Source organism: Allobosea sp. 67-29, from assembly GCF_001898115.1.
In the GTDB taxonomy this organism is placed as follows: domain Bacteria; phylum Pseudomonadota; class Alphaproteobacteria; order Rhizobiales; family Beijerinckiaceae; genus Allobosea.
Genome location: NZ_MKSQ01000007.1, coordinates 134,958 through 158,559, shown reverse-complemented (window position 1 = coordinate 158,559; position 23,602 = coordinate 134,958). Strand labels below are relative to the sequence as shown.

At 66.5% G+C, this 23,602-nt stretch carries 29 protein-coding genes and 1 tRNA gene; 10 read left to right on the top strand and 20 right to left on the bottom strand.

What is annotated here, in order from left to right; all coding sequences use genetic code 11:
- Positions 1-23 precede the first annotated feature (23 nt).
- Both BGO20_RS04465 and BGO20_RS04460 read right to left on the bottom strand, forming a co-directional pair.
- Positions 24-230, bottom strand: coding sequence for a helix-turn-helix domain-containing protein (locus BGO20_RS04465; protein ID WP_291662357.1), 207 nt, complete (start codon positions 228-230; stop codon positions 24-26).
- A gap of 261 nt (positions 231-491) precedes the next feature.
- Positions 492-581, bottom strand: a tRNA-Ser gene (locus BGO20_RS04460).
- Between the two features lie 373 nt (positions 582-954).
- Here BGO20_RS04460 and BGO20_RS04455 point away from each other — a divergent pair.
- Positions 955-1,587: a DsbA family protein gene (locus BGO20_RS04455; protein WP_291662358.1), complete on the top strand. Its 633-nt coding sequence runs from the start codon at positions 955-957 to the stop codon at positions 1,585-1,587.
- A gap of 54 nt (positions 1,588-1,641) precedes the next feature.
- Here the strand turns inward: BGO20_RS04455 and BGO20_RS04450 are convergent, their stop codons facing one another.
- From BGO20_RS04450 to soxY, 9 genes are all read right to left on the bottom strand, one after another.
- Positions 1,642-2,028, bottom strand: coding sequence for a c-type cytochrome (locus BGO20_RS04450; RefSeq protein WP_291662360.1), 387 nt, complete (start codon positions 2,026-2,028; stop codon positions 1,642-1,644).
- Positions 2,029-2,069: 41 nt separating this feature from the next.
- Entirely contained in the window at positions 2,070-3,341 is a 1,272-nt protein-coding gene (locus BGO20_RS04445) for an NAD(P)/FAD-dependent oxidoreductase (protein WP_291662602.1), read from the bottom strand.
- Positions 3,342-3,349: 8 nt separating this feature from the next.
- Complete coding sequence (locus BGO20_RS04440) at positions 3,350-3,877, bottom strand: DsrE family protein (protein ID WP_291662362.1); 528 nt, start codon at positions 3,875-3,877, stop codon at positions 3,350-3,352.
- Between the two features lie 34 nt (positions 3,878-3,911).
- A complete protein-coding gene (locus BGO20_RS04435) occupies positions 3,912-4,226 on the bottom strand; it encodes a c-type cytochrome (RefSeq protein WP_291662364.1) in 315 nt (104 codons plus the stop codon).
- Positions 4,227-4,240: 14 nt separating this feature from the next.
- Entirely contained in the window at positions 4,241-4,984 is a 744-nt protein-coding gene (locus tag BGO20_RS04430; protein ID WP_291662366.1) for a c-type cytochrome, read from the bottom strand.
- Entirely contained in the window at positions 4,968-6,242 is a 1,275-nt protein-coding gene (soxC, locus tag BGO20_RS04425; RefSeq protein WP_291662367.1) for a sulfite dehydrogenase, read from the bottom strand. The genes BGO20_RS04430 and soxC overlap by 17 nt, the downstream gene beginning before the upstream one ends.
- A 45-nt stretch (positions 6,243-6,287) precedes the next feature.
- Positions 6,288-7,985 (bottom strand): thiosulfohydrolase SoxB, encoded by a 1,698-nt coding sequence (gene soxB / locus BGO20_RS04420; RefSeq protein WP_291662369.1) that lies wholly within the window; start codon positions 7,983-7,985, stop codon positions 6,288-6,290.
- A 104-nt stretch (positions 7,986-8,089) separates the two neighbouring features.
- Positions 8,090-8,419, bottom strand: coding sequence for a thiosulfate oxidation carrier complex protein SoxZ (gene soxZ, locus BGO20_RS04415; protein WP_291662370.1), 330 nt, complete (start codon positions 8,417-8,419; stop codon positions 8,090-8,092).
- A 42-nt stretch (positions 8,420-8,461) separates the two neighbouring features.
- On the bottom strand, positions 8,462-8,926 hold the full coding sequence (gene soxY / locus BGO20_RS04410) for a thiosulfate oxidation carrier protein SoxY (protein WP_291662372.1): 465 nt from the start codon (positions 8,924-8,926) through the stop codon (positions 8,462-8,464).
- 167 nt (positions 8,927-9,093) lie between these two features.
- Here soxY and soxA point away from each other — a divergent pair, with 167 nt between their 5' ends.
- Genes soxA through BGO20_RS04395 form a run of 3 tightly spaced genes read left to right on the top strand, consistent with a single transcriptional unit; the run spans position 9,094 to position 11,438 of the window.
- Complete coding sequence (gene soxA / locus BGO20_RS04405) at positions 9,094-9,924, top strand: sulfur oxidation c-type cytochrome SoxA (RefSeq protein ID WP_291662373.1); 831 nt, start codon at positions 9,094-9,096, stop codon at positions 9,922-9,924.
- Between the two features lie 10 nt (positions 9,925-9,934).
- Complete coding sequence (gene soxX / locus BGO20_RS04400; RefSeq protein ID WP_291662375.1) at positions 9,935-10,543, top strand: sulfur oxidation c-type cytochrome SoxX; 609 nt, start codon at positions 9,935-9,937, stop codon at positions 10,541-10,543.
- Between the two features lie 7 nt (positions 10,544-10,550).
- Entirely contained in the window at positions 10,551-11,438 is an 888-nt protein-coding gene (locus tag BGO20_RS04395; RefSeq protein ID WP_291662377.1) for an MBL fold metallo-hydrolase, read from the top strand.
- Between the two features lie 10 nt (positions 11,439-11,448).
- On the opposite strand, the gene BGO20_RS04390 is transcribed toward BGO20_RS04395, so the two are convergent.
- The 6 genes from BGO20_RS04390 to BGO20_RS04365 all read right to left on the bottom strand — a co-directional run bounded on the left by BGO20_RS04390 (position 11,449) and on the right by BGO20_RS04365 (position 16,032).
- A complete protein-coding gene (locus tag BGO20_RS04390) occupies positions 11,449-12,249 on the bottom strand; it encodes a sulfite exporter TauE/SafE family protein (RefSeq protein ID WP_291662379.1) in 801 nt (266 codons plus the stop codon).
- Positions 12,246-13,919, bottom strand: coding sequence for a bifunctional protein tyrosine phosphatase family protein/NAD(P)/FAD-dependent oxidoreductase (locus BGO20_RS04385; RefSeq protein WP_291662381.1), 1,674 nt, complete (start codon positions 13,917-13,919; stop codon positions 12,246-12,248). The genes BGO20_RS04390 and BGO20_RS04385 overlap by 4 nt, the downstream gene beginning before the upstream one ends.
- An 89-nt stretch (positions 13,920-14,008) precedes the next feature.
- Positions 14,009-14,902, bottom strand: coding sequence for an MBL fold metallo-hydrolase (locus BGO20_RS04380; protein WP_291662383.1), 894 nt, complete (start codon positions 14,900-14,902; stop codon positions 14,009-14,011).
- A gap of 11 nt (positions 14,903-14,913) precedes the next feature.
- Complete coding sequence (locus BGO20_RS04375; RefSeq protein ID WP_291662385.1) at positions 14,914-15,372, bottom strand: DUF6691 family protein; 459 nt, start codon at positions 15,370-15,372, stop codon at positions 14,914-14,916.
- A 7-nt stretch (positions 15,373-15,379) separates the two neighbouring features.
- Positions 15,380-15,808 carry a YeeE/YedE family protein gene (locus BGO20_RS04370; protein WP_291662387.1) on the bottom strand — a complete coding sequence of 143 codons (429 nt, stop codon included), beginning with the start codon at positions 15,806-15,808 and terminating at the stop codon, positions 15,380-15,382.
- Positions 15,805-16,032: a YgaP family membrane protein gene (locus BGO20_RS04365; RefSeq protein WP_291662389.1), complete on the bottom strand. Its 228-nt coding sequence runs from the start codon at positions 16,030-16,032 to the stop codon at positions 15,805-15,807. Before BGO20_RS04365 ends, BGO20_RS04370 begins: the two co-directional genes overlap by 4 nt.
- 24 nt (positions 16,033-16,056) lie before the next feature.
- Between BGO20_RS04365 and BGO20_RS04360 the strand changes: the two genes are divergently transcribed.
- The gene (locus tag BGO20_RS04360) at positions 16,057-16,431 is read left to right on the top strand and encodes an ArsR/SmtB family transcription factor (RefSeq protein WP_291662391.1); all 375 of its coding nucleotides are present in this window, start codon (positions 16,057-16,059) and stop codon (positions 16,429-16,431) included.
- Here BGO20_RS04360 and BGO20_RS04355 read toward each other — a convergent pair.
- Genes BGO20_RS04355 through BGO20_RS04345 form a run of 3 tightly spaced genes read right to left on the bottom strand, consistent with a single transcriptional unit; the run spans position 16,406 to position 18,275 of the window.
- Entirely contained in the window at positions 16,406-17,479 is a 1,074-nt protein-coding gene (locus tag BGO20_RS04355) for a YeeE/YedE family protein (RefSeq protein ID WP_291662393.1), read from the bottom strand. The genes BGO20_RS04360 and BGO20_RS04355 overlap by 26 nt on opposite strands.
- Positions 17,480-17,510: 31 nt before the next feature.
- Entirely contained in the window at positions 17,511-17,891 is a 381-nt protein-coding gene (locus BGO20_RS04350) for an ArsR/SmtB family transcription factor (RefSeq protein WP_291662394.1), read from the bottom strand.
- A 12-nt stretch (positions 17,892-17,903) separates the two neighbouring features.
- Positions 17,904-18,275, bottom strand: a complete 372-nt coding sequence (locus tag BGO20_RS04345) for a thioredoxin domain-containing protein (RefSeq protein WP_291662396.1) — start codon at positions 18,273-18,275, stop codon at positions 17,904-17,906.
- A gap of 89 nt (positions 18,276-18,364) precedes the next feature.
- Between BGO20_RS04345 and BGO20_RS04340 the strand changes: the two genes are divergently transcribed.
- The 5 genes from BGO20_RS04340 to BGO20_RS04320 all read left to right on the top strand — a co-directional run bounded on the left by BGO20_RS04340 (position 18,365) and on the right by BGO20_RS04320 (position 23,596).
- A complete protein-coding gene (locus tag BGO20_RS04340; protein ID WP_291662398.1) occupies positions 18,365-18,889 on the top strand; it encodes a thioredoxin family protein in 525 nt (174 codons plus the stop codon).
- Positions 18,890-18,975: 86 nt separating this feature from the next.
- On the top strand, positions 18,976-20,271 hold the full coding sequence (blh, locus tag BGO20_RS04335; RefSeq protein WP_291662399.1) for a bifunctional sulfur transferase/dioxygenase Blh: 1,296 nt from the start codon (positions 18,976-18,978) through the stop codon (positions 20,269-20,271).
- Positions 20,272-20,424: 153 nt separating this feature from the next.
- The gene (locus BGO20_RS04330) at positions 20,425-22,284 is read left to right on the top strand and encodes a heavy metal translocating P-type ATPase (RefSeq protein ID WP_291662401.1); all 1,860 of its coding nucleotides are present in this window, start codon (positions 20,425-20,427) and stop codon (positions 22,282-22,284) included.
- 208 nt (positions 22,285-22,492) lie between these two features.
- The gene (locus BGO20_RS04325) at positions 22,493-23,026 is read left to right on the top strand and encodes an Hsp20/alpha crystallin family protein (protein ID WP_291662403.1); all 534 of its coding nucleotides are present in this window, start codon (positions 22,493-22,495) and stop codon (positions 23,024-23,026) included.
- 123 nt (positions 23,027-23,149) lie between these two features.
- Complete coding sequence (locus BGO20_RS04320; protein ID WP_291662405.1) at positions 23,150-23,596, top strand: hypothetical protein; 447 nt, start codon at positions 23,150-23,152, stop codon at positions 23,594-23,596.
- Positions 23,597-23,602: the final 6 nt, after the last annotated feature.

The window sequence follows — 23,602 nt, the reverse complement described above, 5'->3', positions numbered from 1 at the left end:
ATCCTGCGGGCTTGTTTTTTGTCTTAGGCACCAATCCCACGTAAAAGATCATTGAGCGCCACCCGCGTTACCAGCGCTCGGCCGCCAAGTTTCACTGACTTAAGTTCACTGCGGGAGATCAATCGATATACCGAGGCGACTGAGATGCTCAGAATTCGCGCTGTGTCCTGGACGGTGTACAGTTCCGGCTCGATCTTTGTTTGCTTTTCGCATTCGACGGCGTGGGTCATGGTGGGCGCTCCATTTCTCATTCGCGCCGCATGAAACGCATGGCGCTATATGGAAGCACGCTACACAGGACCAATTGCGATTCGATTTTTGGGAGCGGGGTATTCACGGCCCTGCCGCACTCGCACGAGCGGGAGCACGCTGGCGCGGATCCGGCCAAAAGGCCCAGCAAGCGCATGGTTCAGTTAGGGCAGAAATTAGGGCAGACAGCCCGATGACTTCACAAAATTCTTAGATTTACCAAAGCATTGGCTGAATTTATTTGGCGGAAGGGGTGGGATTCGAACCCACGGTGGGCTTGCACCCACGGCGGTTTTCAAGACCGCTGCCTTAAACCACTCGGCCACCCTTCCCTAGGGCGGTTCAATGCCGCCGGTCCGCCGATTTTGCAAGAGGAGGTGTAGCGCCTCGCGGTCTTCGGCTGAATCCGGTCACACCCCCAATCTTCCTCTGGTAGCTGAGCGAAAGCAGGTTCGGCGCCGGTCTGGCTGGGCGCCGTCTTCACGATCGCAAGGGTTGAACGGCGAGGCATCGGCGAGAACGGGTCGTCTTCGACGATGAGGATGCGCATCGCAGTGTCCGTCACGCCAGGGAGCATACCGAAATCAGGTCTGCCTCGGGCTGGTGCGACTGATCGCGTCATCCTTCGACCACCTGCGAGCCTTTAGGTGGCTCGTATCCGCAACGCCGGGCTGCCCTCTTGCATAACCTAACCGGAACAACGACATGCGCGCCATGAACCACGACCGCCGCACCATCATCGCCGCCCTCGCGCTCGCCGGGGCCGCGCTGCCCGTCATCGCGCAGGCTCAGGGCACGTCCCGGATCGACGCGGAAGCGATCCTGAACGACCCCGACGCTCCGGTTGGCGGCAATCCGCGGGGAGACGTGACGATCGTGGCGTTCCTCGACTACAACTGCCCCTACTGCAAGGCGTCCGCGCCAGCCCTCGCCCGTATTGTCAGGGAGGACGGCAAGATCAGGCTCGTCTACAAGGACTGGCCGGTCATCGCGGAGACCTCGGTCTATGCGGCGCAGCTCGCCCTCGCGGCAGCCTATCAGGACCGATACCAGCAGGCCCACGACGCGCTGATGGCGACCAAGGGGCGCCTCAGCCGGGAGCAGATTTCCGCGGCGATCAAGGGTGCGGGCATCGATCTCGACCGGCTGCAGGCCGATCTCGATGCCAACCGAGACAAGATCGCGGCTCTGCTGCGCCGCACGATGACGCAAGCCGATTCACTGGGCCTCCAAGGCACTCCGACCTATCTCGTCGGTCCGTTCAGGACTTCGACCCTGGATTACGCCGGCTTCAAGCAGGCCGTCTCGGACGCACGTCGCAAGCAGGCCGGGCCCTGACGGCGGCGGCGGCTGCGAGGCGCAGGCCAGCAGGCTCGGCCCCAGGCACGCCGCTCACATCTTCTTGCCGTCCTTGCCGAACTGCTTGAGGAAGGCGGTCAGATCGGCGATTTCCTTGTCGTTCTTGATGCCCACGAAGACCATCTTCGTGCCCGGGATCTTGGCCTTGGGGTCCCTGATGTACTCGGCAAAAGTCTTCTCGTCCCAAGTGAGGTTGGCGGCCTTGTTCGCGGCGGAATAGGCGTAACCCTCGACCGACCCGGTATGGCGCCCGAACAGCCCGTTCAGCTCCGGTCCCACCCCGTTCCTCGCCGTCTCGCCGATCTGATGGCAGGCCCGGCACTTGTTGAAGGAGCGCTCGCCGACGGAGACGTCCTGCGCCGCAGCCGAGCTGACGGCCAGCAGCGACGACAGGAACAGGGCGGGAATCAGGATCTTCATGCGGTGTCCTCTGGTCTCGGGTTGAAGGCGGTGGCCGGCCGCTATCCGAACATGTCGGCGGTGATGGCCGCGTACCAGCCGCGGTTCTCGGCCTCGTTCTGCTTGCGCAGATCGGCAGGTTCATCGTTCTGCGAGACGAAGGTCTCGACGGCGGCGATGCGTCCGTCGCGCGGCTCGTAGCGGCCGCCGACCTTGATCGCATCGTCGGTCTCGACCAGCGACCAGCAGGTGTTGAGATAGCGCGGCGGAAAGCTGCGCGAGCCTGTCAGCTCGGCGCGGACGACCATCGCCGCGACCTTGGCCTGGCTGTTCGCGGCGAAGGCCGATTTCGGCATGTCGCCGGCCGCACAGGCGTCGCCCAGCACATGGATGTTGGCATCGACGGTCGCCTTCATCGTCGCGGGGTCGATCGCGCAATAGCCTCCCGGCGGAGCGAGCCCGGCGCGGCGCGCGATCTCGCCCGCCATCTGCGCCGGGATGACGTTGACGAAGGCGCAGTCGCGGTAGGTCTCGAATCCGGTGACCACGGTGTTCGTCGCCGGGTCGACCGACCTGATGCCGTCGTGGATCTTCGGACCGAGCCATTCGATCATCGTGCCGTAATATCTTTCCCAGCCCTCCTGGAAGACGCCCTGCTTGGAAAAGCTCTCCTTCGGATCGAGGATGACGATGCGGGCATCTCCACGGCCCGTGCTCTTCAACACATGCGCGAACATCGAGGCGCGCTCGTAGGGGCCGGGCGGGCAGCGATAGGGATTGGGCGGGGCGACCATCACGATCGTGCCGCCATTCGGCACGGCTTCGAGCTTCTTCCGGATGAGCTGGGTCTGGGGTCCAGGCTTCCAGCCATGCGGCATGGTTTCCTCCGCGGTCTTGGACCAGCCGGGAACGGAATCGTATTTGAGGTCGATGCCCGGCGAGAGGACCAACCGGTCATAGGGCAGGCGCGTGCCGCCGCGAAGCACCACCTCGCGCCTGTCACGGTCGATCCCCTCCGCGCGGTCGCGGGCGAGCGCGATGCCGTAGCGGCTGGCGAGCGTGTCGTAGCGATGGGTGATCTCGGCGTAGCTCTTGAACCCGCCAAGATACAGGTTCGAGTGGAAGCAGGTGTGATAGAGTTCGTTTTCTTCGACCAGCGTCACCGCGAGCTGGCCATTCGAATCCCGCGCCATATAGCGGGCGGCCGTGGCGCCGCCGGCTCCGCCACCCACAACGACGACGCGAGGCCGCGCCTGCCCGATCACGGCAGGCGCCACCATGCTCGCGGCGGCGACAAGCCCGGTTTCGAGAAGCCTGCGTCGGTGGACCCGCATCGCCATCGTCAACCGACCTTCATATAGGCGAAGCCCTTCGCCTGGAGCGCGGCCACGGTCGCGACGCCCGACGGCACGAAGCTCGCGAAAGCGGCTTCCCTCGCCTTCGCCTTGTCGATCCTGTTGCGCTGGAAGGTGATCTCGCAGAGATGCACCTTGAGCCCGTTCTTGGCGAGCGCCTCGACACGGTCGAAGGATTTCATCGCGGCCGCGTCCCCGGCCCAGGCGGTGCCCTCGAGGTCCTTCAGGAAGAACTTCACGCCCGCTCCATGCGCCACGATCGCCAGCTGCAGCGCGAACGGATCGGCATCGTAGGCGGAATAGTGGTTCGCGATGTTGGTCAGCATCTGCTCGAAGCGCGCAGCGTCGCCGAAGTCGCAGTGATAGAGGCAAGCGATGTCGGCTTCCTTCTTGAGCTCCGCGAGACCGACGTCCCGGGGAGCGGCGGCAGCCGCGGCGGTCGCCGCCACCGCCAGCCCTGAAGCCGCGGCGGCGAGCAAGCCGCGCCGCGACGGCGTCCCTGTGCAATCCGTCATCGTCTCCTCCCTGTTGGCCGCCGCATATCGACGGTCAGGGGGCCGTTTTCAGCCCCTCGTAATAGGCGGCCAGAGCCGCGATATCGTCTTCCGAAAGTTGCCGTGCAACATTGCGCATGGCGGCATTGTCGCGTTCGCCACGCCGGTAGGACATCATCAACGCGGTGAGCTGCCCGGCCGGCATGCCGGCAAGAGCCGGGATGCCCTGCGCCCCGGACGCGCTGCCGACATGGCAGGCCGCGCATTCGGCGGAGAGATATTCTCCGAGAGCCCGGTCACCCGCCGCCTGGGCCGAACCAGCGGCCAGCCCGGCTGCCATGGCGGCGAAGCTCATCCATCCCGAAGCCACCGGCGCCGCTCCCATCAATCGACCTTGGGAGCCGTCTTGGAATCGGGCGTGACGTCCAGCACGGTCGCGCGGCCCGTGATCTTCGCCTCCGCCTTGCAGTCCTTCATGCAAGGCTGCCTGCCCCAAAACGACTTCTCCGTCGTCTCCCGGTCATCGTCGTAGAAAGCCGCGGCGTTGGGAAGCTTAACCGAGGTGAAGTTCTTGTCCGAAAGCTCGAAATCCTCGTCCTTGACGATATCGTTGAGGTAGAGGAGATAGGCCGTCAGGGCATAGACCTCGTCCGGCTGCAGCGACTGTGCATTGCCGAACGGCATGGCGCGGCGGACATAGTCGAACACCGTCGACAGGTCTGGCCAGAACGAGCCGATGGTCTTTTCCGGTCGGTCGTCCTTGAGCGAGCCCTGCCCGCCGGCCAGGACCGGCCAGCGGCCGTTTCCCTGCCCGAACTCGCCATGGCAGGCCGCGCATTGCGCCTGAAACAGCTCGTCTCCCTGCCGCACCGTGCCCTTGCCGGGTGGCAGCCCCTTCCCGTCCGGCCTGACATCGATCGACCAGGCCTTGATCTCCTCCGGAAGCGCCTCGCGGCCGAGGCCCATCCGGGCGGCCGCCGGCGGAAGCGGCTGCGCAGGAGCCTGAGCCGCATGCGGGTGCGCCGCAGGGTGCGGCTTGTGCACGGGCTGGGCGACGAGCGGGCCGGCCAGCGCAAGGGCAAGGCCGGCGGCAGCCGCCAGAAGCGCGACCCTAGGAGATTTCGACATTCTCGGTCTCCCCGTTCGGCTTCACGTGCCAGGTCTGGATGCCGTTGTTGTGATAGATCGAGTTGGCGCCGCGGACCTTGCGCAGTTCTTCTTTCGTCGGCTGAACATAACCGGTGGAGTCGATAGCCCGCGACTGAACCAGCAATTCGCCGCCATTCCAGTCGAAATCGACGTAGAAGCGGGTCAGCGACTTCTCGAGAACCGGGCCGTCGATGCGTGCGTGCTGCCAGTTCTTGCCGCCATCGAGGGTGACGTCGACCCGCTTGATCGTGCCGCGTCCCGACCATGCGAGCCCAGAGAGGACGTTGCGGCCCTTGTGCTTCAGCGGCGCCTGCGGCGAGGGGCTGGTGACGACCGACTTCGCATCCATGACGAAGGTGAAGCGGCGCGAGCGTCCATCCGCAAGCAGGTCGGTGTATTTGGAAGTCTCCTCGCGCGCCATCCAGGGCATGTCGCCAACCTCGATCCGGCGCAGCCACTTGACCCAGAGATTGCCTTCCCAACCGGGAATGACGGCACGCAGCGGATAGCCCTGTTCCGGCCGCAGCGCCTCGCCGTTCATGGCGAAGGCGATGAGGACGTCATCGAGCGCCTTTTCCAGCGGGAGCGAGCGGTTCATGCCCGCGGCATCGGCGCCTTCGAGCATGAGCCATTTCGCCTTCGGCTTCAGGCCCGCCTCGGCCAGGATCGTCCGCAACGGCACGCCGGTATACATGACGTTGTGAACCATGCCGTGCGTGAACTGGCAGCCGTTGAGCTGCGCCCCGCGCCACTCCATCCCGGAATTCGCCGCGCATTCCAGGAAGAAGATCCTGTTCTCGCGCGGCATCCGCCTGATGTCCTCCATCGTGAAGACGAGCGGCTTGTCGACCAGGCCGTGAATCATCAGCCTGTGGTTGGCCGGATCGATGTCCGCGATGCCGCCATGATGGCGCTCGAAGCACAGGCCGGAAGGGGTGATGATGCCGTCGAGATCGTGCAGCGGCGTGAAGTTGACCGAGGATTCCGGCGAAGCCGTCAGCCACGGCACATCGCGCCGCACAACGTTCTTCTCGAAGCGGGACGGCACGCCGTAGGGGTGCTTGTCGACGCCCTCCCCCAGATAGCGGTTCCAGTCCTGCACCTCTGTGATGAGCGGGTCGGGCTTGGCCGTCTCGGCCCGCGCAGGGCCGGCGGCGACGAGCCCCGCGCCGGCGAGCGCCGCGCCGCCCAGGAAGCGGCGTCGGCTCGGAGCAAAATCGTCGCTGTGCGAGGTCATCCTCTCATGTCCTCCGATGACGGGTGAGGCCGGACGCGACGGCGATCATGCGCCGCTCACTTTCACGGCGGTGTTCGGCTGAAGCGAAATGGTCCCTGAAGCGGCGACGTGATCGCGCACGACATCCCAGATTGGCGGCCCCTGCGTACTCTCGTTGACGCTCGCCCAGCCGGAAACGACATAACTTTTGCCCGCCTCGATCGGCTGGCCGGATTTCAGATGGGTCATTTCCGAGATGCGGCTGCCCATCGGCCGGGCAACGTCGATGGCGTAGCCCATGCCGCCGACGCGGACCATGTCGCCGCCGCCCTGGAAATAGGGGTCGGGGTGGAAGATGTTGTCGGCGACATCTTCGAGCACATCCTTGAGCTGCTGGCCCGTCATCTCCATCCGGTAGCAGTTCGGATAGGTGATCGCGGTGGCGTTGGTGATCGCCTCCCAGGTGATCGGCTCGCCCGGAAGGAGCGAACCGCCCCAGCGGAAGCCGGGCGACAGCGTGATCTCCGCGTCACGCTGCTGCATCATCGCGGCACAGATCAGGTCGTCGAAGGTGCCGTTGAAGTTGCCGCGCCGGTAGAGCAGCGAATCCGTCCGGCCGATTTCCTCGGCAAGATCGGCCGCGTAGGGCTGGCGCAGCTTCGTCACCAGCGCCGCCATCTCGGCATCCGGCGCGATCGCATCGGCAAAGACCGGCATGAGCTTGAAGCGGATGTCCGCGAGCCTGCCGTCCTTCACCGCGAGATCGAGGCGCGAAACGAATTTGCCGTGCGACCCGGTGGCGACGAGCACGGTGTCGCCGACGCGGATCAGCCCCGGCATCGCATCGTGCGTGTGGGCGGTCAGGATGACGTCGATGCCCCTGACCCGCGAGGCGAGCTTGCGGTCGACGTCGAAACCGTCATGCGAAAGCAGAACGACGACACTGGCCCCCTCGGCGCGCGCCTCGTCGACCTGCTTCTGCAGATCCTCCTCGCGGATGCCGAATTCCCATTCCGGGAACATCCAGCGCGGGTTGGCAATCGCCGTGCGCGGCAGGGCCTGGCCGATGACGGCGATCTTCGCCCCGCCCTTCTCGAAGATCTTGCGCGGCGGAAAGACCGGCTCGTTCCATTCCTTGTCGCGGATGTTCTGAGCGAGGAAGGCGAAGGGAGCGGCGTCCACGATCTCCTTCACGCGGTCAGCGCCGAGCGTGAACTCCCAGTGCGAGGTCATCGCATCGACCTTCAGCGCGGACATGGCATCGACCATGTCCTGGCCCTTGGTCTGCAGTGCGCTCCAGCTACCCTGCCAGGTATCGCCACCATCGAGCAGCAGCACCTTGTCGTCGCCGCGCTCGGCCCGGACCGCCTTAACCAGGGTCGCAACGCGATCGAGACCGCCCATCCTGCCGTAGTTGCGCGCGAGATGGACGAAATCGTCCGATGTCAGTGCGAAGGCTTCGGGCGAGCCCGCAGCGACCTTGAAGTAGTCGCGGAAGGCTGCGTCAGTGAGATGCGGCGGCACGCCCTTGACCTCGCCGACACCGAGATTGACCGAAGGCTCGCGAAAATGCAGCGGCATGAGCTGCGCGTGGATATCGGCGAGATACAGGATCGTGACGGTGCCGAGCGGGTCGAAGCGCAGGATATCGGCCTGCGAGAGCTTCTGCTGCGCCGCGGCGCGACCCAGCGGTCCGAGTCCGGACGATGCCGCCAGCACCGCGGCGACACCCGTCGCCTGCAGGAATTCACGTTTCGAGATCATGACTCGTCCTTTGGGCGCGCGCATGCCGCGGCCCGGGAACAACGATCGGAATCGGAGGATGCATGCCCGACGACGCTTCCGAACGCGCCGGGCCGAAGTCGGCGCTAGCCGACGGTCAGCTTGCTCTTGGCGGTATATTCGGAACCGTCGTCATCCTTCCAGGCAAAGGTGAACTCACCGGATTCCGCAGCCTTGAAGAAGAACGACTGATAGGGGTTCGCCGAAATCGCCGGGTTCCAATCCGCGACGAAGACCGGCTTGCCGTTGAAGCTCGCAGTGAACTTGTTGATGATCTTGCGCGGAATGGTTCCGCCCTTGACGTCCTTGCGCTGGCCTGATTCCATCTCGTGCGAGATCAGCGTCTTGATCTCGATCAACTCGCCGGCTGCGGCCTTGGCCGGGACGCGGACCCGGGGCGTGGGCTTCGTGCTCATGGTTTCCTCGCCTGTTCTGGTTCTGGTCGGCCCGCGGGCTACTTAGCCGCCGCAGCCGCCGATCGTGACCTTGACGTTGGCCTTCGCCGAAAAAAGATCGCCGTTCGACATCTCCGCGATGCAGATCACGTCCTGCGTCTGCGCAAGGCGCATGCGCGTCGCGGCCGAAGCCTTTCCGCAGGCGGGCGTGAACTGGTAGCTGACGACACCCGGCTGCGGGTTGCCGTCGGCGAAGACGTGCACCGCCTTGACGTAGTCGGCATCCGTCATCGGGCTCTCGACTTCGACGCCGATCGGGACGACGAGGCCGTTCTCGGCGATCTCCGGCACGTCGAGCTTGATCCTACCCTGCCCCATCGCCTTGTCGCCGTAGAGCTTTTTGATCTCGGCTGCGACAGCCTTCTCATCGGCAAAAGCCAGGCGCGGCGCGATCGCCGCGGCGGCGAAAGCTGCCGCTGCGAGCTTGATGGAATCGCGGCGAGAAAGCCTTTCCAGGCTGTTTTTCATTCGTGTTCCTCCCTGGAACTGCTCTCATTTTTGCGCTTGACGAAGCGACCGATCGCCGCACATCATTTGCACGTATCGTTATATTGTTTTTTGTGAATGTAAAGCCCGTGCGGGCTTTGAACCGATCCGCAGCATAAGCGGCCGGCGAGGAAACGAAAGGGCGAGGGATGAGGATTCCGCTGATTGCAGCGGCCGTCTTTACGGCTGCCTTGAGCCTGGCGAGCGCCCGGCTGGCGGCGCAGTCGCCGCAGGACGACAGCGAGAAGGAAATCGAGCGCTACCGGCAAATGCTGTCGGACCCGTTCTCGAATCCAGGCTTCCTCGCAGTCGATCGCGGCGAGGCTCTGTGGAGCGAGGCACGTGGCACCAAGAACGTTTCGCTGGAAGGCTGCGACCTCGGCGAGGGGGCGGGTAAGCTCGAGGGAGCCTATGCCAAGCTGCCGCGCTACTTCGCCGATGCCGACAAGGTCATGGACCTGGAGCAGCGGCTGCTCTGGTGCATGGACAAGCTCCAGGGCCTCGACACGACGGATGTCGTCGCGCGCCGCTTCTCCGGCCCGGGCAAAGCCTCCGACATGGAGGATCTCGTCGCCTTCATCGCCAACAAATCGAACGGCATGAAGATCGAGCCGCAGCTTTCGCATCCGAAGGAGAAGGAGGCGGCAGCTGTCGGCGAGGCGCTGTTCTACACTCGCGGCGGCGTCAACGACTTCTCCTGCTCCACCTGCCATGCCGAGGACGGCAAGCGCATCCGCCTGCAGGGGCTGCCCAACCTTTCGGTCAAAGGCAAGCCTGCCCAGGAGACGATGGCGTCCTGGCCGACCTACCGCGTCTCGCAGAGCGCATTGCGCACGATGCAGCACAGGCTTTGGGACTGCTATCGCCAGCAGCGCTGGCCGGTTCCGGAATACGGCTCGGACGCCCTGACCGCCCTGACCCTCTTCCTGGAGACCCGGGCGGAAGGCGGCGAGATCAATGTTCCGTCGATCAAGCGGTGAGGACCCGACGATGCTGAAACTGACCATCGCGCTTGCCGCCGGTGTCCTCGCAGCGAGCCAGCTCCATGCCCAGGAGCGCCCGAACCAGGCCGTGATCGACGCCTACATCAAGTCCACCTTCGGCAAGGCCTCGCCCGAGTGGCAGGCGCGGATCAAGCCGGACGAGACGCTCGCGATCTGCAACGCGACGCGCAATACCCCCTCCTCCGCCCAGTCCGACGCGATCATGAAGCGCGAGGCAGGCCGCGTCGCCTATCCTGCCGACGGAAAATTCCTTGGCGACTGGAAGAAAGGCTATCAGGTCGCCAACAACGGCCGCGGCGGCCAGTTCTCCGATCCGCCCGGCACGATCGCGGGCGGCAACTGCTTCGCCTGCCACCAGCTCGACCCGAAGGAGGTCAGCTACGGGACGCTGGGGCCGAGCCTGTCGGCCTATGGCAAGGACCGCAAATACGACGCCGAAAGCATCAAGGACGCCTACACCAAGATCTATGACTCGATGGCGGTCGTGCCGTGCTCGAACATGCCTCGCTTCGGCGTCAACAAGGTGCTGACCGAGGACCAGATAAAGGACGTGATGGCCTATCTGTTCGACCCCGATTCGCCGGTCAACAAATAGGCCGGCCATGCTGACGCGCCGCTCCCTCCTTGCTGCCGGGGTTGCAAGCCTTGCCGCCCCGGCACGGGCACAGGTCGTCACCACGCTCGGCTCCGAGGCGGAGCGCATCACGATCCTGAGCGACGGCGGCTTCGAGATGCCGCTGTCGACGCTGGCGCGCGACATGCCGGCCGCCGAGATCGTCGCGCAGGCCGGACCGTCAGACCCCTTCCGGACACCCGTGAACGTCACCTGCCTGCGCCGCGGCAGCGAGGTCATCCTGTTTGATTGCGGGGCCGGTGCCCATTTCCTGCCCGGCACCGGCCAGCTGGCGGCGAGTCTGGTAGCCGCCGGCATCGACCCCGAAGCGGTGACCCACGTCCTCTTCACGCATCTCCACCCCGATCATTTCTGGGGTGCCCTCGACGACTTCGACAGCCCGCTCTTTCCGAATGCGCGCTGGCTGGCTGCGGCGCCGGAAATCGACTTCTGGACCGGGAACAAGGTCTACGAACGGCTTCCGGCGGACCGGCACGCCTTCGCCGCCGGCGCGCAGCGCATCGCGAAGGGCCTCGGCGAGAAGCTCGAGCGCATGGCAGCGGCGAGCGAATGGCTGCCGGGCATAGCGGCCGTCGAGACGGCCGGACACACACCCGGCCATGTCTCATTCGCCTTCCGGTCGGCCGGACAGGAGGTGATGGTGCTGGGCGATGCCCTGACCCATCCCCGGATTTCCTTCGCCCATCCGGAATGGCGGCCGGCTTCCGATCACGATGCCGAGCGGGCCGTCGCCACGCGCCGCAGCCTGCTCGACAGGCTGCACCAGGAGGGCGTGCTGGCGATCGGATATCATCTGCCGGGCGCGGCCGGGCGCGTCGAGCGGGACGCCGCGGCCTATCGCTTCGTCCCGGTCTGAAACTCCACCGTCAAGCCGGAGCCACGACCGCGCCGTAACCGCGCCAGACGACATAGAGGCCGACGACCGCGACGATCCCGGCGAATACCCGGGTCAGCATCGTCTTGTGGGTCGCCAGCCGGTGGGCCAGCAGCGTGCCGCCGACGCCGCCCGCCACGCCGCCGGCGACGAACAGAGCTGCAATGTGCCAGTCGACCAGTCCGGAGAGCGCGTAGGAAACGGCCGTCGTGATTCCGAAAGCGGTGACCGCGACGAGCGAGGACCCGATCGCCGTGATCATCGGCATCCTGGCCGCGGCCATCAGGCCCGGCACGATCAGGAAGCCGCCGCCGATCCCGAAGAAGCCCGACATCCCGCCGACGGCTCCGCCCATGCCGAGCAGCCGGGGCAGCAGCGTGCCGGCCGTGGCCCGTTCGAGCGGCCGGAACTGCGTGCCGTGGCCCTTCCTGCGAACCAGCATCATCACCGCGATCACGATCATCAGCAGCCCGAACAGCAGGAGCAGTTTCTGGCCGTCGAAGCGCTTGCCGATGGCCGAGCCCGCCGCCGCCCCGGCGATGCCGGCCAGGGAAAAGACGATTGCGCAAGGCCAACGGACATTGCCGACGCGCGCATGGCCGACGAGATTCGAAAAGGCGCTGAGCGCCACGGCCACCGAGCTGGTGCCGATGGCGACGTGGGGCGAGGCCACGCCCACGACATAGACCAGCAGAGGCACGGCCAGGATAGAGCCTCCGCCGCCGATGAGGCCCAGGACGAAGCCGACCAGCGAGCCCGACCCGACCGAGGCGATATCGGGTGAGGCGATCATGCCGCGAGCTCCGGCCTGGCAAGCCATTCGCGTCCGCGCAGCATCGCCTTCCAATAGATCGGCGGCAGCATGCGCTCCTTCAGCAGCCAGGCGAGATGGCTCGGCTTTCGGCCGTCGATGAGCCAGGCTGGAAAGCTCGGCAGCAGCTTGCCGCCATAGCCGAACTCGGCGAGGACGATCTTGCCGCGCTCGACGGTCAGCGGGCAGGAGCCGTAGCCGTCATAGATCGCATCGGCGGCTGCGCCATGGCCGAGATCGCGCAGCAGGTTGTGAGCGACGATCGGCGCCTGCTTACGCGCCGCCGCGGCGGTCTTGGCGTTCGGCGTGCTCGAAACGTCGCCGAGGGCATAGACTCCGGCGAAGCTCTTGTGCCGGAGCGTGCCTTGATCGACGTCGATCCAGCCCGACGCGTCGGCCAGCGGCGAAACCCTGACGAAGTCGGGGGCGACCTGGGGCGGCACGACATGGATCATGTCGAACTCCGTCTCGACCGTCGATGTGCTGCCGTCGGCCTCGGTTCGCGCGAACCAGGCCCGCCGCCTCGCGCCATCGACGCGGGTGAGCCGGTGCTGGAACCGCAGCGCAGCACCGTAGCGCTCGATGTAGGCCATTAGCGCCGGGACATAATCCTTGACGCCGAAGAGCACGGCACCGGCGTTGAAGAAGTCGATCCTGATGTCGTTCAGGCGGCCCTGCCGGTGCCAATGGTCGGCCGAGAGATAGAGGGCCTTCTGCGGCGCGCCGGCGCATTTGATCGGCATCGGCGGCTGCGTGAAGACGGCCCGGCCGCGCTTCAGCGACTGGACAAGCTCCCAGGTGTAAGGTGCGAGATCGTAGCGATAATTCGAGGTGACGCCGTTGCGCCCCAGGGTTTCCTGCAATCCCTCGATGCCGGCCCAGTCCAGCTTCAGGCCGGCTGCCACGACCAGCGCCCGGTAGGTCACGACCCGGCAGCCCTCCAGGATCACCGCGTTCTTCGCCGGCTCGAAAGCCGCGACCGCGGCCTTGAACCAGCGCACTCCGGGGGGAATCAGCGAAGCCATCGTCTTCGCCGTGCTGGCGGGGTCAAAGACGCCGCCGCCGACCATGGTCCAGCCGGGCTGGTAGTAATGAACCTCCGCCGGGTCGATGATCGCGATATCGAGGTCCGGCTTGCGCGCCTTGAGGCTGGCGGCCACCGCGATGCCGGCGGCGCCGCCGCCGACGATGACGACCTCGGCGTGAGCGTCGACAACGTCCATCGCGACCTTACCCTTGTTGGCGATGCGCCGGGCGACGCCGTTCATGTCGTAGCCCGCCGCCTTGGCTGCCCTGAGGATATCGGGCAGCGGCGTTCCGGCTGCGCCCTGGGCCAGGGACCACAAGGTCGTCGAGCGCGTTCCGGTTCGGCAATAGGCCAGCGTCGGGCCGGGCAGTTCCTTCAACAACCGGTCAAAGGCAATCGCCTCGTCGTCGCCGACCTTGCCGGACGTCACCGGAAGGTAGGCCGCCTTCAGGCCGAGCCGATCCGCTTCCGCGGCGATCGCGGCGAAGTCCGGCTGGTCGCCGCCCTCCCCGTCCGGCCGGTTGGCGATGATCGAGCGGAAACCGGCTGCTGCGACGGCGGGGACATCGTCCGGCCCGATCTGAGCCGAAACCGAAAGACGATCGTCGATACGTTTGATCTCCATGGCCATCCTCCCGGCGGCGGGTCTTGCGCGCGCTGTGTCGATCGTTCCGGAAGCCCGCGCGCGGGAGGTGCCGGCATCGACGCTAGCGCCTAGAGCGTGTCGAGCGGGACCTTGAGGAAGCGCGTTCCACTCTCGTCCGGCTTCGGCAATTCCCCGGCCTTCATGTTGACCTGCAGCGAGGGGATGATCAGCCTGGGCATGGCGAGCGTCCGGTCGCGGGCCTCGCGCTTCTCGACGAACTCGTCCTCGCCGATGCCGTCACGCACGTGGATATTGTGCTCGCGCTGTTCGGCGACGCTGGTCTCCCAGCGGATTTCGCGGCCGTTCGGGCCGTAGTCATGGCACATGAACAGCCGTGTCTGCGGCGGCAGCGCGAGCACCCGCCTGATCGATCGGTAGAGCGTGCGTGCGTCGCCTCCCGGAAAATCGGCGCGCGCCGACCCGCCATCCGGCATGAACAAGGTATCGCCAACGAAGGCCGCATCGCCGATGACATGCGTCATGCAAGCCGGCGTGTGGCCGGGCGTGTGCATCGCGAATGCGGTCATGCCGCCGATCGTGTAGGTATCGCCGTCAGCGAAAAGACGGTCGAACTGGCTGCCGTCGCGCTGGAATTCGGTCCCCTCGTTGAAGATCTTGCCGAAGGTCTCCTGGACGATGGTGATCCGGTCGCCGATGCCGATCCTGCCGCCGAGCTTGCCCTGGATATAGGGCGCGGCGGACAGGTGATCGGCATGGACATGGGTCTCGATCAGCCACTCGAGCCGAAGATCGTGCTTGCGGATGAAAGCGATGATCTCGTCGGCGGATTCATAGGCGATGCGTCCGGCTGCGTAGTCGATGTCCATGACGGAATCGATCACGGCACAGGCCTTGGACGCCGGATCCTTCACGACATAGCTGACGGTGTTGGTCGCCTCGTCGAAAAAGGCGGTGACCTCCGGCTTGACGGCGAGGTCGACGGGGTGAGGAAGGCCTTGCATGGAAATTCTCCTCAGTTGCGATGGGCCGGCGCGGCCGGCATGGCAGCCGTCGCGGTGGCGAGCCGGCGGGCGAGCACCATGCCGACGAGCATCGCCGCGATGAAGACGAGAGCGGGCGGGCCGCCGGTCAGGGTGGCGACGAGGGCGGGGCCTGGGCAGAAGCCGGCGAGCCCCCAGCCGATGCCGAACAATGCGGCACCGCTCACGAGCCGCATGTCCGGCCGGCTGGCCGTGGGCAGCGCGAAGCGTTGCGCGAGCAGCGGCCGGACGCGGCCAAGCACCAGGCGATAGCCGAGCAGCGTCACGCCGACGCCGCCGGCCATCACGAAGATCAGGCTCGGATCCCAGGTTCCGAGCGGGATCGCGCCGAGATCGAGGAAGCCCAGAACCTTCGCCGGATCGGACATGCCCGCAATGATGAGCCCGAGCCCGAAGACGAGGCCGACGAGGAATTGGACAAGAACAGACATTCAAGCCTCACAACACGTGCCGGGCGACGAACACGGTCGCAATGGCCATCGTCATGAAGGTCGCAACCGCGACGGCCGAACGCGGCGACAGGCGCGACAACCCGCAGATCCCGTGTCCGGAGGTGCAACCATTGCCCCAGACCGATCCGAAGCCCACGAGCAGCCCCGCGACGATCAGGATCGGCATCGTCGCGGCCACTTGCGGCACCGGCCAGAGGCCGGACACGGCCGCATAGGCGAGCGGCGCCACGATCAGGCCCATGACGAAGGCCAGCCGGCCCGGCGTCTGCCCGTCGCCTTCCGGCGGCAGGAGCCGCGAGACGATGCCGCTGATGCCGGCGATGCGTCCCTCGAAGAGCATCAGCAGCACCGCAGCCAGGCCGATCAGAGCGCCCCCGGCAAGCGAGGCGACCGGTGTGAAAAGGGTCACGATCACGACGAGCGCCCCGTGCGACAGGTGCTGATGCCGAGCAGGCTGTAGGCGGGGCAGACGCGCATGGCCGCGGTCAGCAGCATGACGGCACCCCATACGGTGAGTGCGTATTTCCAGGCCCCGAGCGGCGCGACCCAGGCGGCCAGCGGCGGAACGAAAACGGCAGCGACGAGGACCGCGCCGAGGACGAAGCGAAGCGTGCGATCAAACGATCCGACATTGACCATGACGGCCTCCCGGGTTAATCAAGTATGGAAAGCTATATATATGGATTATTGAATGTGTCAATTGCACTGACGCTTGAATCGCAAGCCACGCCGCCGATCGAGGAAGCCGCGGCCCTCCTCGGCGCCATGGCGAGCCCGCGGCGGCTCGCCATCCTGTGTCGGCTGGTCGAGGGAGAGGCTGCCGCCGGCGAACTGGCTCAGATCACGGGATTGAGTCCGGCGGGCGTCGCGGCCCACCTTGCGCAATTGCGCCGCCTCGGCCTGATCGCGTCTCGACGCCAGGGCATCGCGGTGCTGTTTTCCCTGGCGAGCCCGGAGGCGGCCGCCGTGCTGGAGACCCTGCACGGCCTGTACTGCGCCGGGAGTTCGCCGGTCAGCGCCGCCGCAGCAGCCCCCTGAGCGATCCTTCCATCAGGAAGGCGATGCCGATGCGGGCACCGATCATCATGCCGGCGATGGCCAGCGGCCAGGACAGCGCCAGCATCGAACCGGCGGATATCCCCTGCCCGATCGTACAGCCGCCCGCCAGCACACCGCCGCCGCCCATCAGGACGGCGCCGAGGAGATGCCGCCGCATCTCGCGGTCGTCGTCGAAAGCCTCCCAGCGAAACTCGCGATCATAGAGCGCCGACAGGAACGAACCGAAAGTGACGCCGACCAGCGTCCCGATCCCGAATTCGAGCAGGGCGGCGGGCGACGTCAGCACGGCGTACAGCGCGCGTCCGACCGGCGAAACGAAGGTCAGGCTCTGCGCCTTGGGGACATGATCGAAGGCATCGACAGCGACACCGGTGACCCACCAGCCCGCGACAACCGCCAGGCCCAGCGTCAAGCCGGCCACCAGCAGCCGCGGCGAGCGCCGCAGGCGTGCATCGGCAGCCACTGCCGCGACGAGCACCGTCACCGCCGCCGCGCTGAAGGCCAGGCGAGGATGGGGCGCGCCAAGATAAGCCAGCATGCTGGCCAGATCCCCCTTCAATCCGCCTGGAACGGGCCAGGCGACCCGCTCCAGAATCTCGATGCGCAATGGGGCCAGCATGCCGCGCAAGGTGGCGTAGGCGACCGAACCGAACACCATCATCACGATCAGGCTGCGCAGGTCACCGGCGCCGAGCCGCACCAGCGAGCCGAAGCTGCAGGTGCCCACCAGGGCCATGCCCAGCCCGAACATCGTGCTGCCGATGGCGATCGAAAGCCATGGCAGGGCGGGCTGGACATAGGTCGCGTTCACGGGATCGAGCAGGCCGAGGCCGATCAGGGACTGGGCGCCCGCCAGCGCCACGGCGAGTGCCAGCCCGAAGATCCGCAGGCGGCGCGTATCGCCGCCCATCCAGGCATCCTCGATCGCCCCGAAGGAACAGAGCCGCGCGCGGCGCACGGTGAAGCCGCAGGCTCCGCCGACCAGCATGCCGGCTACCGTCGCGCCCCAGGCGGACAGCTCCGTCATGGCTCGGGCGGCAACGCAGCGGAACCGGAAATCACGGCCTTGTCGTCTCGGTCGCGCCGTTGCCGCAGAAGATGTCGTAGATCACGGCGATGACCCGCCGGACATCGTCGTTGGCGAGGCTGTAATACATGGCCTTGCCATCGCGCCGGGTGGTGACGAGCTGGTCCAGCCGCAGCCGCGCCAATTGCTGAGACACCATGGGCTGACGCAGCGAGAGCAGGTTTTCGAGCTCGGTGACCGTCCGTTCGCGCTCCGCCAGCAAGCACAGCAGCAGCAGGCGGTTCTCGTGAGACAGCGCCTTGAGGAAATCGCTCGCCTTGCGCGCCTTGCGCATGAGCTGGTCCAGTTCCGGCGAGAACTCGGCGCCGTCGCGCAGCTCGTTCTCGAGCGCCTTCGAGACGATCGCGGTCATCCTGTCTCCACCTCAGGGCTTCGTTTCGTCTTGCGGTTTGTCCATGCCAGCTAAGAGCTGGCCAAGCAAACCCCAAAACATGTCGTCGTTCAGATAACCGGTGATGCGGCCGATCTCGCGACCGCGATCGACGAGGACGAAGGTCGGAGTTGCGATGACCGGTTCGGCGAGCCCGGCACCGCTGATGCCGCCGGCCGGCAGGTCGACCCGTCGCAGCGGCGCCCGGCCGCCCTCACGCGTCTTGGCGTAGACCGGCGCGACCTCGCGCTCGAAACGAACGCAGAAGGGACAGCCATCCCGCCGATACACCACAAGTTCGGCAGCGAGCGCCGAGGCAGCCGAAAATGCCCACAGCACCCATGCCGTGACCACGAGCCGGCCCATATGCCCCCTACTTGCCTTCATCGGTTTTATATAGTCGTATTCATATGTTTATACCAGAGCCATCCATAGTCCGGCCCGGGAGACGGCCCATGATCACGCGAAGGCACCTGCTGGGGGCGGGAACAGCTGCGCTCGCAGCGCCCTTCTCGACGCGTTCGGCCTTCGGGAGGGCCCGGCTCGGCGAGGACGGTCTCTATCAGTTCGACTGGTATCTGGAGAGCTTCCTCGACCTCGCCGATGATCTCGGCTCGGCAAGCCGCGAGGGGAAGCGCTTCGCGATCCTCTGGGGCCTTCGCAACTGCCCCGCATGCCGGCGCATGCACGAGGTCTACATGGCCGACCCGGCGGTCGAGGCCGAGATCCGGGACCACTTCGCCATCCTGCACCTCAACATCCTTGGTTCCCGCGACGTCACCGACTTCGACGGGACCAAGCTGACCGAAAAGCGGATCGCGGCGCGATACGGCATCGTCGGGACGCCTGCGATCCAGTTTTTCCCGACCGACCCGGAGGGGCTGGCAGCGAGGACGCCGCGCGAGCGGGAGGTGGGCCGGATGAGCGCCCTTCCCGAGCAGGCCGATTTCGCCGCGCTTTTCCGCAGGATGCGGCGCTAGACGGATCGCGCCGGTTCCAGGCGAAGATCGCGTGAGCCATATGCGCTATACAAGGCCGCATGTGGCTCGGCCGGGAGGGCACCGCCATGAGCGCCGTGAAAATCAGTGACTGGCTAACAGTCGCCAGCCAGCCCGATCGGGAGACGTTGGCGGCGGTCGCGCGCCAGGGCTTCGCCGCGGTGATCAACAACCGCCCGGACGGCGAGGACACGAGCCAGCTCGACAATGCCTCCGAGCGCGCGCTCCTGGGGCAAGCGGGCCTCGCCTACAGCTTCATTCCGGTGACGGGCACAACGATCACAGCCGCGGATATCCAAGCCTTCCAACAGGCGACGTCGGGAGCGAAGGGACCGGTCTATGCGCATTGTCGCAGCGGCACGCGATCGCTGACGCTCCATGTGCTGGGCGAGGTCCTCGACGGCCGAATGAAACCAGGCGAGGTCGCGGCCTTCGGCCGGAGCCATGGCTTCGATCTGTCGGGGGCGGTCGACTGGCTCGCACGCCAGGCCGCGCGCGTGCCGCAGGTGACGGGCTTCCATGAACCGCGCACGGGCAGCATTCAGTATGTCGTGTCCGATCCGGGGACGAGGCGCTGCGCGATCATCGACCCGGTCTACGACTTCGATGAGAAATCAGGCGCCACGGCCACGCACCAGGCCGACCAGATCCTCGCCCATGTGGCGCGCGAAGGGCTTACGGTGGAATGGATCCTCGACACGCATCCGCATGCCGATCATTTCTCGGCAGCATCCTATCTGAAGGAGAAGACGGGCGCGCCGATGGGGATCGGCAGGCATGTCACGGCGGTGCAGAGGCTCTGGCAGACCATCTACAACTGGCCGGAGCTCAGGACCGACGGTTCCCAGTGGGAGCGCCTGTTCGACGATGGCGACGGGTTCCGGATCGGCGATCTGGAAGGGCGCGTGATGTTCTCGCCGGGGCATACGCTCGCCTCGGTCACGTATGTCGTCGGCGACGCGGCCTTCGTGCACGACACCGTATTCATGCCGGATTCCGGTACCGCCAGGGCGGATTTTCCGGGAGGCAGCGCCAGCGCGCTCTGGCGTTCGATCCAAGCGATCCTCGCCTTGCCGGATCAGACACGGCTCTACACAGGTCACGATTACGAACCCGGTGGCCGGGCACCGAAATGGGAGAGCACCGTCGCCGAGCAGAAGCGCGCCAACTCCCATCTCGCCGGGATGACGGAAGAGAGTTTCGTTGCTCTGCGTCAAGCGCGCGATCACACGCTGCCGATGCCGAAGCTGATCCTGCACGCGCTCCAGGTCAATATCAGGGGCGGACGCTTGCCGGACCTCGAGGCGAACGGCCGCCGCTACCTCAAGTTCCCGCTCGACGGTCTCGGAGCCGCGGTCTGGTGAGCGTCCCGCGCCGCGCTGGCGCAGCGGCCTTCGGACATGCCGGCCGGCCATCGACCGACGCCGCGAGCCGGCTGGATGGCAGTGCCTGTCCGACCGGGATATCGATACGACCGGCAGGGCCGAGGCCAGCCTTCTGACACGCCAGGGAGCGCAATGCCCGCGATCGCCGTCCATCTCAGCCTGTTCGCGATCGCGCTCACGGGCACCCTCGCCGGGCTGTTCGCCGGCACGGTCGATGCGCCGATATCGGCGCCGGTGATCTGGAGTGCAGCGACCATACCGGTCGCGGTTGCACTCGCCGTCTCGATGTTCCGCGATCTGCTGATCGGGCGGGTCGGCGTGGACGCCATCGCCCTCGTGGCCATGATCGCATCGATCGCCATGGGCGAGCCGCTCGCGGGCACCGTGGTCGCGATGATGTATTCCGGCGGAAACCTGCTGGAGGACTACGCAAGGGGAAAGGCGGAACGCGAGCTACGCTCGCTACGGAACCGCACGCCGAGGATCGCCCATCGGCGAGAGGCGGACGGTCTCGCCGATGTCGCTGCCGAGGAGGTCCGGCCCGGCGACGAACTCCTGGTTCGGGCTGGCGAGCTGCTACCGGTCGATGGCGAGCTGCTCGACGCCCGAGCCAAGCTCGACGAATCCGCCGTCAGCGGCGAGCCGTTGCCGGAGACCAGAACGAAGGGCGCATTGCTGCGCAGCGGCACGATGAACGCCGGCGAAGCGTTCCGCTACCGCGCTTCCGCCGCCGCGGGAGAGAGCACCTATGCCGGCATCGTCCGCATGGTCGAGGCGGCGCAAACGGCGAAGGCGCCCTTCATCCGCATGGCCGACCGCTTCGCGCTGCTCCTGCTGCCGGCGACCCTGCTCGTCGCCGGGCTGGCCTGGTGGCTGTCGGGCGATCCTGTCCGGGCCCTCGCCGTTCTCGTCGTCGCCACGCCCTGCCCGCTCATCCTGGCAGCCCCCGTCGCCTTCATCGGCGGCGTGTCGCGCGCCGCCCGATCCGGCATCCTGATCAAGGGCAGTTCGGCGATCGAAGCCCTCGGGCGCACGCGCACGGCGATCTTCGACAAGACGGGCACCCTTACCGAGGGCGGAGCGCGGCTGATCGCACTCGACACCGCGCCCGGCGTCGATCCGGACGAGGTGCTGCGACTTCTGGGTTCGCTCGAGCAGGCTTCCCATCATGTCCTGGCCGAGACGCTGGTCGGACTGGCGCGGGAAAAGGGCCTGCCGCTCTCGCATCCGTCGGGCGTTCGCGAATATCGCGGCTCGGGGCTCGAGGGCCTCGTGGACGGTCGCCATGTCAGGGCAGGCTCTCGAAGCCTCGTGCTGGCAGATGCCGTGCCCCCTGAATGGGCCTCCGCAAGCAAAGCGCTTGAGGCGAACTCAACCGCTCTCACGATCTTCGTCGCCATCGATGGCTGGCTTGCCGCTCTGCTGACGATGGCGGACGCGATCCGCCCGGACGCGTCCGCGACGTTGACGCGGCTGCGGGAGATCGGCGTCGGCCGGCTCCTGATGGTCACGGGGGACGATGCGGCGACGGCCGGGGCGGTCGCGGCGCAACTTCCCATCGACGTCGTGCGGGCCGGCTGCAGCCCTGCCGAGAAGGTCGCGACGATCAGGTCGGAGGCAGCGCGGCAGCCGACGATGATGGTCGGGGACGGCCTCAACGACGCCCCTGCCCTGGCTGCCGCGGATGTCGGCGTGGCGATGGGCGCAAGGGGAGCCACCGCCTCCTCCGAAGCGGCGGATGTCGTGATCCTGGTCGATCGGATCGGGCGCGTTGCCGAGGCGGTCGCCACGGCGCAGCGAACACGCGCGATCGCTCGGCAAAGCATCGTCGCCGGCCTCGGCCTGTCCGGCATCGCGATGATCCTCGCCGGATTCGGCCTGATTCCGCCCGTGACCGGAGCCTTCCTGCAGCAAGGAATCGACATCGCGGTCATTTTGAATGCGCTGCGCACGCTTGTGGGGCCGGAAGACCACGTTACCGGTCGAGGCTGAACGCCGCATCGACCCGTCCGGAATCACGGGGCGTCGCGTCAACGCTGCGGCGGCGCCTGGTTTTTGATCTCTCTCAAAGTGCCCTCGGTCGAGCTGTGTTTGGATTTCGTCATCCGCCCCGGCTGGCCGAAAGGCTTGCAGGCCGGGCCTCGATCGAGCGGCGCCCCGAGCATGCGGGGCCACGCGCCATCCTCTCAAGGAGGCCACCATGGCAGAAACAGCGACCAAGCTTCCGATCCAGACTGAAACGCGTGTGCCTTCCAGCGTCCAGACCGAATTCGGCGGCCTCGAACGCCTCTGGAACGAAATGGAGCAGATGTTCGACACCTTCGGATTCCGGGCCGGCCGCCGTCCCTTTGCAACCTCGCCGTCCTTCGACCTGTCCCTGCCGCGCATGGAACGTTGGGCGAGCGTTCCCGCCGTCGACGTCTCCAGGACGGACAAGGCCTATGAGATCACGGCCGAATTGCCGGGGCTCGCTCCCGCCGACGTGCAGGTCAAGTACGCGGAGGGCGTGCTGACGATCAGCGGTGAAAAGAAGAGCGAGACGGAGCGAAAGGATCAGGACGCCTATCTGTCGGAGCGTCGCTACGGCTCGTTCTTCCGGTCGTTCCGGCTGCCGGACGATGTCGTCGCGGACAAGATCGAAGCCCGCTTCGCCAACGGCGTTCTGAGCGTCGGCATTCCGCGTCGGGAAAAGGCGCAGTCTCAGGAAGCGGTCATCCCGGTCAAGGCGGCCTGACCGTCATCGGCGTGAATAAGCCGGCGCAACCGGAGTTCACCCGGATTCGGGTCTTCCGACGCGCCGGTCCGGTTGGCCCGGCCGCTCCGCCTGCGGGCTTCGGCCATGATCGGGAGTCTCTCCATGATGTATGTCGTGACACTTCAGCTCGCGCGCACTGCGGCCCATCCCGAGGGGCATCCGGCCTGCGGCTACGAGATCCAAGCCCCGCTCGACGCGCGATTGCACCTCGACGCGAAAGCCTGGCGAAGGAGCCGCGAGAAATGTCGCGTTCGCCGCTTCTGGAGCGGTGAGACGGATCGCTATGGCTGGCTGGTGCATCGCGCCGGTGGAACCGACGGCGCGACCTGGGCCATCGACTACGACGACACGCGTACGGAGGATGACGAGACCGGCTACCGGCTCGACGGGCATCGTTTCGCAGCAGGCGAGTATATCTCGATCCGCGGGACGGACGGCGCGCTGCTGCCGTTCCGCGTCGCTTCGCTGAAGCTGAAATCGCCGCGTTCGCGCACCCAGCATCGCATCGTTCCCACCCCAGCGGCGCACCGTCATCGCCGCTCGGCGTGATGCGCC

Bases quoted from the DNA above. Each gene is read 5' to 3' on its own strand.
- BGO20_RS04395 (WP_291662377.1), top strand. From the start codon at position 10,551: ATGCTGACGCGCCGCTCCCTCCTTGCTGCCGGGGTTGCAAGCCTTGCC.
- BGO20_RS04355 (WP_291662393.1), bottom strand. From the start codon at position 17,479: ATGACGGAGCTGTCCGCCTGGGGCGCGACGGTAGCCGGCATGCTGGTC.
- soxY (WP_291662372.1), bottom strand. From the start codon at position 8,926: ATGAAAAACAGCCTGGAAAGGCTTTCTCGCCGCGATTCCATCAAGCTC.
- BGO20_RS04465 (WP_291662357.1), bottom strand. From the start codon at position 230: ATGACCCACGCCGTCGAATGCGAAAAGCAAACAAAGATCGAGCCGGAA.
- soxB (WP_291662369.1), bottom strand. From the start codon at position 7,985: ATGATCTCGAAACGTGAATTCCTGCAGGCGACGGGTGTCGCCGCGGTG.
- BGO20_RS04430 (WP_291662366.1), bottom strand. From the start codon at position 4,984: ATGTCGAAATCTCCTAGGGTCGCGCTTCTGGCGGCTGCCGCCGGCCTT.
- BGO20_RS04345 (WP_291662396.1), bottom strand. From the start codon at position 18,275: ATGGGCCGGCTCGTGGTCACGGCATGGGTGCTGTGGGCATTTTCGGCT.
- soxA (WP_291662373.1), top strand. From the start codon at position 9,094: ATGAGGATTCCGCTGATTGCAGCGGCCGTCTTTACGGCTGCCTTGAGC.
- BGO20_RS04360 (WP_291662391.1), top strand. From the start codon at position 16,057: ATGGAAAGCTATATATATGGATTATTGAATGTGTCAATTGCACTGACG.
- BGO20_RS04440 (WP_291662362.1), bottom strand. From the start codon at position 3,877: ATGACGGATTGCACAGGGACGCCGTCGCGGCGCGGCTTGCTCGCCGCC.
- soxZ (WP_291662370.1), bottom strand. From the start codon at position 8,419: ATGAGCACGAAGCCCACGCCCCGGGTCCGCGTCCCGGCCAAGGCCGCA.
- soxX (WP_291662375.1), top strand. From the start codon at position 9,935: ATGCTGAAACTGACCATCGCGCTTGCCGCCGGTGTCCTCGCAGCGAGC.
- BGO20_RS04365 (WP_291662389.1), bottom strand. From the start codon at position 16,032: ATGGTCAATGTCGGATCGTTTGATCGCACGCTTCGCTTCGTCCTCGGC.
- BGO20_RS04350 (WP_291662394.1), bottom strand. From the start codon at position 17,891: ATGACCGCGATCGTCTCGAAGGCGCTCGAGAACGAGCTGCGCGACGGC.
- BGO20_RS04325 (WP_291662403.1), top strand. From the start codon at position 22,493: ATGGCAGAAACAGCGACCAAGCTTCCGATCCAGACTGAAACGCGTGTG.
- soxC (WP_291662367.1), bottom strand. From the start codon at position 6,242: ATGACCTCGCACAGCGACGATTTTGCTCCGAGCCGACGCCGCTTCCTG.
- BGO20_RS04385 (WP_291662381.1), bottom strand. From the start codon at position 13,919: ATGGAGATCAAACGTATCGACGATCGTCTTTCGGTTTCGGCTCAGATC.
- blh (WP_291662399.1), top strand. From the start codon at position 18,976: ATGAGCGCCGTGAAAATCAGTGACTGGCTAACAGTCGCCAGCCAGCCC.
- BGO20_RS04330 (WP_291662401.1), top strand. From the start codon at position 20,425: ATGCCCGCGATCGCCGTCCATCTCAGCCTGTTCGCGATCGCGCTCACG.
- BGO20_RS04445 (WP_291662602.1), bottom strand. From the start codon at position 3,341: ATGCGGGTCCACCGACGCAGGCTTCTCGAAACCGGGCTTGTCGCCGCC.
- BGO20_RS04340 (WP_291662398.1), top strand. From the start codon at position 18,365: ATGATCACGCGAAGGCACCTGCTGGGGGCGGGAACAGCTGCGCTCGCA.
- BGO20_RS04320 (WP_291662405.1), top strand. From the start codon at position 23,150: ATGATGTATGTCGTGACACTTCAGCTCGCGCGCACTGCGGCCCATCCC.
- BGO20_RS04450 (WP_291662360.1), bottom strand. From the start codon at position 2,028: ATGAAGATCCTGATTCCCGCCCTGTTCCTGTCGTCGCTGCTGGCCGTC.
- BGO20_RS04380 (WP_291662383.1), bottom strand. From the start codon at position 14,902: ATGCAAGGCCTTCCTCACCCCGTCGACCTCGCCGTCAAGCCGGAGGTC.
- BGO20_RS04455 (WP_291662358.1), top strand. From the start codon at position 955: ATGCGCGCCATGAACCACGACCGCCGCACCATCATCGCCGCCCTCGCG.
- BGO20_RS04390 (WP_291662379.1), bottom strand. From the start codon at position 12,249: ATGATCGCCTCACCCGATATCGCCTCGGTCGGGTCGGGCTCGCTGGTC.
- BGO20_RS04375 (WP_291662385.1), bottom strand. From the start codon at position 15,372: ATGTCTGTTCTTGTCCAATTCCTCGTCGGCCTCGTCTTCGGGCTCGGG.